Source organism: Kitasatospora sp. NPDC008050, from assembly GCF_042957465.1.
In the GTDB taxonomy this organism is placed as follows: domain Bacteria; phylum Actinomycetota; class Actinomycetes; order Streptomycetales; family Streptomycetaceae; genus Kitasatospora.
Genome location: NZ_JBIBIJ010000013.1, coordinates 93,468 through 102,820, shown reverse-complemented (window position 1 = coordinate 102,820; position 9,353 = coordinate 93,468). Strand labels below are relative to the sequence as shown.

General features: G+C 73.4%; 1 protein-coding gene (only partly in view). It reads left to right on the top strand.

What is annotated here, in order from left to right; all coding sequences use genetic code 11:
* The first annotated feature begins 41 nt into the window (after positions 1–41).
* Positions 42–9,353, top strand: partial view of an SDR family NAD(P)-dependent oxidoreductase gene (locus ACFZB9_RS24635; RefSeq protein ID WP_391450479.1) — the beginning only. 22,008 nt of this gene lie beyond the right edge of the window; 9,312 of the gene's 31,320 nt are visible here — the first part of the coding sequence; it begins with the start codon at positions 42–44; the stop codon falls past the right edge of the window.

Genomic DNA, 9,353 nt, shown 5'->3' with positions numbered 1-9,353 from the left:
GCCGCGCGACGCCCTTTCCGAACAGCGAGGTTTTCCCACCCATGGCCAGCTCCTCCGAGGACAAGCTCCGCGACTACCTCAAGAAGGTCACCGCCGACCTCAAGCGGACCAGGCAGCGGCTGGAGACCGTCGAGGCCAGGGAGAGCGAGCCGATCGCCATCATCGGGATGGCCTGCCGCCTCCCCGGCGGCGTCCGGTCGCCGGAGGACCTGTGGCGGGTGCTCGCCGACGGCGTCGACGCCATCGGCGAGCTGCCGGACGACCGAGGGTGGGACACCGAGGCGCTGTACGACCCCACGCCGGGCACGCCGGGCAGGAGCTACGTGCGCCACGGCGGCTTCCTGGACGGCGTGGCCGACTTCGACGCGGAACTCTTCGGCATCGCACCGCGCGAGGCACTGGCGATGGACCCGCAGCAGCGGCTGCTGCTGGAGTCGGCCTGGGAGGCCGTCGAGTACGCCCGGATCGACCCCGCCGCACTGCGCGGCAGCGAGACCGGCGTCTTCGTCGGCGGTGCCGACACCGACTACGGCTCGCTGGCCCGGCAGTCCGCGCAGACCGAGGGTCACCTGCTGACCGGCGGCGCGGTCAGCGTCCTGTCCGGCCGGATCTCCTACGCCCTCGGCCTGGAAGGGCCGGCGGTGACGGTCGACACGGCCTGCTCCTCCGCCCTGGTCGCCCTGCACCTGGCCGTGCGCGCGCTGCGCGCCGGCGAGTGCTCGATGGCCCTGGCCGGCGGCGTGGCCGTGATGCCGACCACCCGCCTGTTCACCGAGTTCTCCCGCCAGCGCGGGCTCGCGCCCGACGGCCGCTGCAAGCCGTTCGCCGAGGCGGCCGACGGCACCTCCTGGGCCGAGGGGGTGGGCGTCCTGCTGGTCGAACGGCTCGCGGACGCCCGGCGCAACGGGCACCAGGTGCTGGCCGTGGTGCGCGGCACCGCCGTCAACCAGGACGGCGCGAGCAGCCGGCTCACCGCCCCCAACGGCCCCTCCCAGCAGCGGGTGATCAAGGCGGCGCTCGCCAACGCGCAGCTCTCCGCCGACCAGGTCGACGCGGTGGAGGCCCACGGCACGGGAACCACGCTGGGCGACCCCATCGAGGCGCAGGCCCTGCTGGCGACCTACGGCCAGGACCGCGACCCCGCACGGCCGCTGCTGCTCGGCGCGGTCAAGTCGAACCTCGGGCACGCGCAGGCCGCCTCGGGCGTGGCCGGCGTGATCAAGATGGTGCTGGCCCTGCGCCACGGCGTGCTGCCGAGGACGCTGCACGTGGACGCGCCGTCCTCGCACGTGGACTGGAGCGCGGGTGCGGTCGAGCTGCTGACCGAGGCCCAGGAGTGGCCGGCGACCGGCCGTCCGCGCCGGGCGGGCGTCTCGGCGTTCGGCATCAGCGGCACCAACGCGCACATCGTGCTGGAGCAGGCCGAGCCGGCCGAACTGCCGCCCGTTGAGCCGCCGGTGGGGGTGCCCGGGGTGGTGCCGTGGGTGCTGTCGGGCCGGACCGAGGCCGCACTGCGCGCACAGGCGGCGCGGCTGGCCGCGCACCTGCGCGCCGACGCCGACGCCGACCTTGCCCTGGCCGACGTCGCCCTTTCGCTGGCGACCACCCGGACCCCGCTGGAGCACCGCGCCGCCGTGGTCGCCGGTGACCGTGAGGCGTTCCTGAGTGGCCTGGACGCCTTGGCCACGGGCCGAGCCGCCGCTGGGCTGGTCGACGGTGTCGCGGCCAAGGCCCCGCTGGCGTTCCTGTTCTCGGGGCAGGGGTCGCAGCGGCTCGGCATGGGGCGGGAGCTGTACGGCCGTTTCCCGGTGTTCGCCGAGGCGTTCGACGCGGTCTGTGCGGAGCCGGGCTTCGGTGCGGTTCGCGAGGTGGTGTGGGGCGCGGACGCTGAGCTGCTGAACCGGACGGTCCATGCTCAGGCGGGGTTGTTCGCGGTGGAGGTGGCGCTGTTCCGGCTGCTCGAATCCTGGGGCGTGCGGCCGGACTTCGTGGCCGGGCACTCGATCGGGGAGGTGGCGGCGGCGCAGGTGGCCGGGGTGTTCTCGCTGGCGGACGCGTGTGCGCTGGTGGTGGCGCGCGGCAGCCTGATGCAGGCGCTGCCGGCGGGTGGGGCGATGCTGGCGGTGCAGGCCTCCGAAGACGAAGTCCTGCCGCTGCTGGACGAGTTGGTGTCGATCGCGGCGATCAACGGTCCGTCGTCGGTGGTGGTCTCCGGCGCCGAGGAGCAGGTCGACCGGATCCGTGTCCACTTCGAGGAGCTGGGGCGCAAGGCGTCGCGGCTGCGGGTCTCGCATGCCTTCCACTCGCCGTTGATGGATCCGATGCTGGACGGGTTCCGGGCGGTGCTGGCGGGTCTCTCCTTCGCTGAGCCGGTCATCGCGGTGGTGTCCAACCTGACGGGTGACCTCGCGACGGGCGAGCAGCTCTGCTCGCCGGAGTACTGGGTGCGCCACGTCCGCGAGGCGGTGCGCTTCGCCGACGGCGTGCGCACGCTGCAGGCCCAGGGCGTCAGCCGCTGGGTGGAGTTGGGCCCGGACGGTGTCCTGTCGGCGATGGCCGCGACCTGCCTGCCGGACGATGCGCTGCTGGTACCGGCACTGCGCAGGGAACAGGACGAGGAGGCGACGCTGCTCGGTGCGATGGCGATCCTGCACGTTCGTGGAACGACGGTCGACTGGACCGCGTTGCTGGCCGGCACCGGCGCCCGCCGCGTCGACCTGCCCACCTACGCCTTCCAGCACCAGCGCTTCTGGCCCACCGCCGATCTCTCGGCGTCCGCCGACGTCAGTGCCGCCGGCCTGGCGCCGGCAGACCACCCCCTGCTCGGCGCCGCCGTCGAACTGGCCGACGGTGACGGGCTGATGTTCACCGGACGGCTGTCGGTGCGGTCCCACCCGTGGCTGGCGGACCACGCCGTCCTGGGCTCGGTCCTGCTCCCGGGTACGGCCTTCCTGGAGCTGGCGATCCGCGCGGCCGACGAGGTCGGCTGCGACCTGGTCGAGGAGCTGACGCTGGCGGCGCCGCTGGTGCTCGCCGAAAGCGGCGGGACTCGGCTGCAGTTGAGGGTGGGAGCGGCCGACGAGAGCGGCCGTCGCACCCTGGATGTCCGCTCCCGGCAGGAGGCGGCCGACGAGCGCCCGTGGGTCCAGCACGCGACCGGTGTCCTCGCGCCCGGGGAGCGGATCGCCGACTTCGACGCCTCGGTGTGGCCGCCCGCCGGCGCCGAGCCCGTGGACCTGACCGGCCTCTACGAGCGGATGTCCGAGGGCGGTTTCGCCTATGGCCCGGTCTTCCAGGGGCTGCGGGCGGCGTGGCGACTGGGCGAGCAGGTCTTCGCCGAGGTCGCGCTGCCCGACGGCGTGGACGGTGGGCCGTTCGGGCTCCACCCCGCCCTGCTGGACGCCGCCCTGCACGTGTCGGCCTTCAACGGCCTGCCCCGGGGCGTGGTCCCGTTCTCCTGGGAGGGCGTCTCGCTGCACGCCTCGGGCGCCTCCTCGGTGCGGGTGCGGGTGGTGCGCACCGGCGAGGACTCGGTCTCCGTGGCGCTCGCCGACGGCGAGGGCCGACCGGTCGCCTCGGCGGGGTCGCTCGTCCTGCGCGCGGTCTCGGCCGACCAGGTGACCCGGGCGGGTGCTGCCGGCACCGGCGATGCGCTGTTCCGGGTGGAGTGGGTGCCGGTTGCCGTGGGCGAGGGCGCTGCGGTGCCGTTCGTGACGGTTGGGCTGGAGGTGGAGCTGGCGGCGTTGGTGGAGGTGCCGGCTGTGGTGGTGGTCGAGCTTCCGGCTGGTGCGTCCGGTGGCGTGGTGGAGTCGGTGCATGCCGTGACGGCGCGGGTGTTGGGTCTGGTGCAGTCCTGGTTGGCCGAGGAGCGGTTCGCGGGCTCGCGGTTGGTCTTCATCACCCGTGGTGCGGTGTCGGGTGCGGATCTGGCGGGCGCGGCGGTGTGGGGTCTGGTGCGGTCGGCGTCGTCGGAGAATCCGGGCCGGTTCGGCCTGGTGGACCTGGAGGGCTCTGGCGAACTTCCCTCGGGTGCACTGGTGTTGGACGAGCCGCAGCTGCTGGTCCGTGGTGATGAGGTGCTGGCGGCCCGGCTGGCGCGGGTGGCTTCCGCTCGGTCGGCGAGCGCGCCGTCGTGGGAGGGCGACGGCACGGTGCTGGTCACGGGTGGTACGGGTGGTCTGGGCCGGGTGGTGGCGCGTCACCTGGTGGTGGAGCACGGTGTGCGGAGGCTGCTGCTGGTCTCCCGTCGCGGGGCGGCGGCCGACGGCGCGGCCGAACTCGTCACCGAGCTGGCGGCGTTGGGTGCGGAGGCGCTGGTCGAGGCGTGTGATGTCGCGGACCGGGCGGCGGTGGGCGAGCTGATCGGCCGGCACCCGGTGCGGGCGGTGGTGCACACGGCGGGTGTGCTGGACGACGGCGTGGTGGGCTCGCTGACCCCCGAGCGGTTGGCGGCGGTGCTGCGTCCGAAGGTGGACGCGGCGTGGAATCTGCACGAGGCCACGAAGGACCTGGACCTCGCGGCCTTCGTCGTCTTCTCCTCGGTGTCCGGCACCTTCGGTGGCCCCGGGCAGGGCAACTACGCGGCCGGCAACACCTTCCTGGACGCGCTGGCGCGGTACCGCCGCGCGGCAGGCCTGCCGGGGGTGTCGCTGGCGTGGGGTCCGTGGACCCAGGACGGCGGCATGACGGGCACGCTCTCCGCCGTCGACCTCCAGCGGATCACTCGCACGGGGATGCCCGAGCTCTCGCCGGCGGACGGCGCGGCCCTGTTCGACGCGGCGCTCGCCGTCGACGAGGCCGTGGTCCTGCCGGTGCGGTTCGACCTGGCGGCCCTGCGGGCCCGGGCCGAGGTGCCCGCGCTGCTGAGCGGCCTGGTCCGCGCGCGGGCGCGCCGGTCGGCCGTGGCCGGTTCGGCCACGGCGGCAGGCCTGGTGCAGCGCCTGTCCGGCCTGGGGGAGGAGGAGCGCCGCGAGGTGCTGCTCGACCTGGTGCGCGCTCAGATCGCGCTGGTGCTGGGACATGCGGGTGCGGCCGAGGTGGACGCCACGCGGGCGTTCCAGGACCTCGGCTTCGACTCGCTGACCGCTGTCGAGCTGCGGAACCAGCTGAACAAGGCCGTGGGCGTGCGATTGTCGGCGACGGTGGTCTTCGACTACCCCTCGGCGCAGGCGCTGGTCCGGTTCCTGCTGGACGAGTTGTTCGGTGGTGCGGCCGAAGTGGTGGTTCCGGTCGGGGCGTTGCCGTCGGTGGCGGACGATCCGGTGGTGATCGTGGGGATGGCCTGCCGCTACCCGGGCGGGGTGCGGTCGCCGGAGGGCCTGTGGCGGTTGGTCTCGGAGGGCGTGGACGCGATCTCCGGCTTCCCGACCGATCGTGGCTGGGATGTGGAGGGGCTGTTCAACGCGGATCGTGAGGTGCCGGGCACCTCGTACACGCGCTCGGGCGGATTCCTGTACGAGGCGGGGGAGTTCGACCCCGAGTTCTTCGGGATGAGTCCGCGTGAGGCGCTGGCGACGGACGCGCAGCAGCGGTTGCTGCTGGAGACGTCCTGGGAGGCGTTCGAGCGGGCCGGGATCGATCCCCAGTCACTGCGGGGGAGCCAGACGGGTGTCTTCGCCGGAGTGATGTACACCGACTACCGGGACCTGCTCGGCGGCGACCAGTTCGAAGGCTTCCGGGGCAACGGCAGTGCCCCGAGCATCGCCTCGGGCCGGGTCTCCTACGCGTTGGGGCTGGAGGGCCCTGCGGTCACGGTGGACACCGCGTGCTCGTCCTCCCTGGTCGCGCTGCACTGGGCGGCGCAGGCGCTGCGCAGCGGTGACTGCTCGCTGGCGGTGGCCGGCGGCGTGACGGTGATGTCCACGCCGAGCACCTTCGTGGAGTTCTCCCGGCAGGGCGGACTGTCGGCCGACGGCCGCTGCCGCTCCTTCGCCGATGCGGCGGATGGTGTGGGCTGGGGCGAGGGCGTGGGGATGGTGGTGCTGGAGCGTCTTTCGGACGCCCGGCGTCATGGTCACCGGGTGCTGGCGGTGGTGCGTGGCAGCGCGGTGAACCAGGACGGCGCGTCGAACGGTCTGACGGCGCCGAACGGTCCCTCGCAGCAGCGGGTGATCCGGCAGGCGCTGGCCAGTGGTGGGTTGTCGGCCGCTGATGTGGACGCGGTGGAGGCGCACGGTACGGGGACGACGCTCGGTGACCCGATCGAGGCGCAGGCGCTGATCGCGACGTACGGTCGGGAGCGGGCTGCGGAGCGGCCGCTGTGGTTGGGCTCGGTGAAGTCGAACATCGGGCACACGCAGGCGGCTGCGGGTGTGGCGGGTGTGATCAAGATGGTCATGGCGATGCGCCACGGTGTGCTGCCGAGGACGCTGCACGTGGATGCGCCGTCCTCGCACGTGGACTGGAGTGCGGGCGCGGTCGAGCTGTTGACGGACAGTCAGGTGTGGCCGCAGGGTGCGGGGCCGCGTCGGGCGGGTGTGTCGTCCTTCGGGATCAGCGGCACCAACGCCCACGTCGTGCTGGAGCAGGGCGAGCCGGCCGAACTGCCGTCGGCTGTGCAGCCGGTGGTGGTGCCCGGGGTGGTGCCGTGGGTGCTCGCGGGTCGGAGCGAGGCCGCGCTGCGGGCGCAGGCGGCGTACCTGCTGTCCCACGTCCAGGAGCGGGCCGGACTCTCCTCGGTGGATGTCGCGTTGTCCCTGGCCGCCGAGCGCTCGGCGTTCGACCACCGTGCCGTGGTGCTGGCTTCGGACCATGCGGCCGGGCTCGCCGCGCTGGTGGCGGGCGAGCCGACGCCGGATGTGGTGCAGGGTTCGGTGCGTGCGGGCAAGCGCGCGTTCCTGTTCTCGGGACAGGGCTCGCAGCGGCCCGGCATGGGACGGGAGCTGTACGGCCGCTTCCCGGTGTTCGCCGAAGCCTTCGACGCGGTCTGCGCGCAGCCGGGTTTCGGTTCGGTTCGCGAGGTGGTGTGGGGTGCGGACGCCGAGCTGCTGAACCGGACCGTGCACGCTCAGGCGGGGTTGTTCGCGGTGGAGGTGGCGCTGTTCCGTTTGCTCGAATCCTGGGGCGTGCGGCCGGACTTCGTGGCCGGGCACTCGATCGGTGAGGTGGCTGCTGCCCACGTGGCCGGGGTGTTCACCCTCGCCGACGCCTGCACGCTGGTGGTGGCGCGCGGCAGCCTGATGCAGGCGTTGCCCGCCGGTGGTGCGATGCTCGCGGTGCAGGCGACGGAGGCGGAAGTCCTGCCGTTGCTCGGTGAGTTCGTCTCGATCGCGGCTGTCAACGGGCCGTCGTCGGTGGTGGTCTCGGGTGCCGAGGAGGCGGTGGAGGCGGTTCGTTCGCAGGTCGAGGGGCTGGGTCGCAAGACGTCCCGCCTGCGGGTGAGCCATGCTTTCCACTCGCCGCTGATGGACCCGATGCTCGAAGAGTTCACCCGGGTGGTCGGGGGCCTGTCCTTCGGCGTGCCGGCCATCCCGGTCGTCTCCAACCTGACCGGTGACCTCGCGACAGGCGAGCAGCTCCGCTCGCCGGAGTACTGGGTGCGCCACGTCCGCGAGGCCGTGCGCTTCGCCGACGGCGTGCGTACGCTGCACGCCCAGGGCGTCACCCGCTTCGTCGAACTGGGCCCGGACGGTGTGCTCTCCGCACTCGCCCAGCAGACGCTCACCGAGGAGGTCCTCACGGTCCCTGTCCTGCGCAAGGACCGGGGCGAGGAGACGACCGCGCTGCACGCGCTGGCCGCGTTGCACGTGAACGGTGTGCGGGTCGACTGGACCGCCGTCCTCGCCGGCACCGGCGCCCGTCGCGTCGACCTGCCCACCTACGCCTTCCAGCACCAGCACTTCTGGCCCGTCGGTGCGGTGCTCCGACCGGGTGATCTGCGCTTCGCGGGGCTGGAATCGGCAGCGCATCCGCTGCTGGGCGCGGCGGTGGAGCTGGTCAACACGGACGGGTACCTGTTCACCGGGCGCCTGTCGGTGGAGTCGCATCCGTGGCTGGCGGACCACGTCGTCCTCGGCACGGTGGTGGTGCCCGGTGCGGCGCTGGTGGAGCTGGCGCTCCGTGCGGGTGACGAGGTCGGCTGCGACCTGGTCGAGGAGCTGACCCTGGCGGCGCCCCTGGTGCTCTCCGGCCGGGGGGACGTGCGGGTGCAGGTGTGGGTGGGCGAGCTGGACGCTTCCGGTCGCCGGGCCGTCAGCATGCACTCCCGCCCCGCCGGCAACGATGAGGCGACATGGACGCTGCACGCCAGTGGTGTGCTTGCCTCGGGAGCGGCGCCGGTGCTCTTCGACGCGGCGGTGTGGCCGCCGGTCGGTGCCGAGCCGCTGGACCTGACCGGTCTCTACGAGCGGATGTCCGAGAGCGGTCTTGAGTACGGCCCGGTGTTCCACGGCCTGCGGTCGGCGTGGCGGCTGGGCGAGCAGGTGTTCGGCGAGGTCGCGCTGCCCGAAGAGGTGGAGGGTGGTGCGTACGGTCTGCATCCCGTCCTGCTGGACGCGTGCCTGCACGCCTCGGCCTTCGTCGGCGGCGGCGAGCAGGGCCAGGGCTCGGCGGGTGTGCCGTTCTCGTGGTCCGGTGTGTCGCTGCGTGCGGTGGGCGCGTCGTCGGTGCGGGTGCGGTTGTCGCGCGCGGGTGCGGACGGTGTGTCGCTGGCGATCGCGGATGCCGCAGGGGCGCCGGTTGCCTCGGTGGAGTCGCTCGTCGTCCGGCCGATCAGCGCCGAGCAGTTGGGCGGGTCGGGGGCGGCCACTCGGGATGCGCTGTTCCGGGTGGAGTGGGTGCCGGTTGCCGTGGGCGAGGGCGCTGCGGTGCCGTTCGTGACGGTTGGGCTGGAGGTGGAGCCGGCGGCGTTGGTGGAGGTGCCGGCTGCGGTGGTGGTCGAGCTTCCGGCTGGTGCGTCCGGTGGCGTGGTGGAGTCGGTGCATGCCGTGACGGCGCGGGTGTTGGGTCTGGTGCAGTCGTGGTTGGTCGAGGAGCGGTTCGTGGGCTCGCGGTTGGTCTTCGTGACGCGTGGTGCGGTGTCGGGTGCGGATCTGGCGGGCGCGGCGGTGTGGGGTCTGGTGCGGTCGGCGTCGTCGGAGAATCCGGGCCGGTTCGGCCTGGTGGATCTGGAGGGCGAGGGCGAACTGCCGTCGGGTGCACTGGTGTTGGATGAGCCGCAGCTGCTGGTGCGTGCTGGTGAGGTGCTGGTGGCGCGGCTGGTGCGGGTGTCGGCGGCGGCCGAGGCGGGTGCCCCGTCGTGGGCCGGTGACGGTGACGGTGACGGTGACGGTGCCGGTGCCGTGCTGGTGACCGGTGGTACCGGTGGCCTGGGCCGGCTCGTGGCCCGTCACCTGGTGGTGGAGCACGGGGTGCGG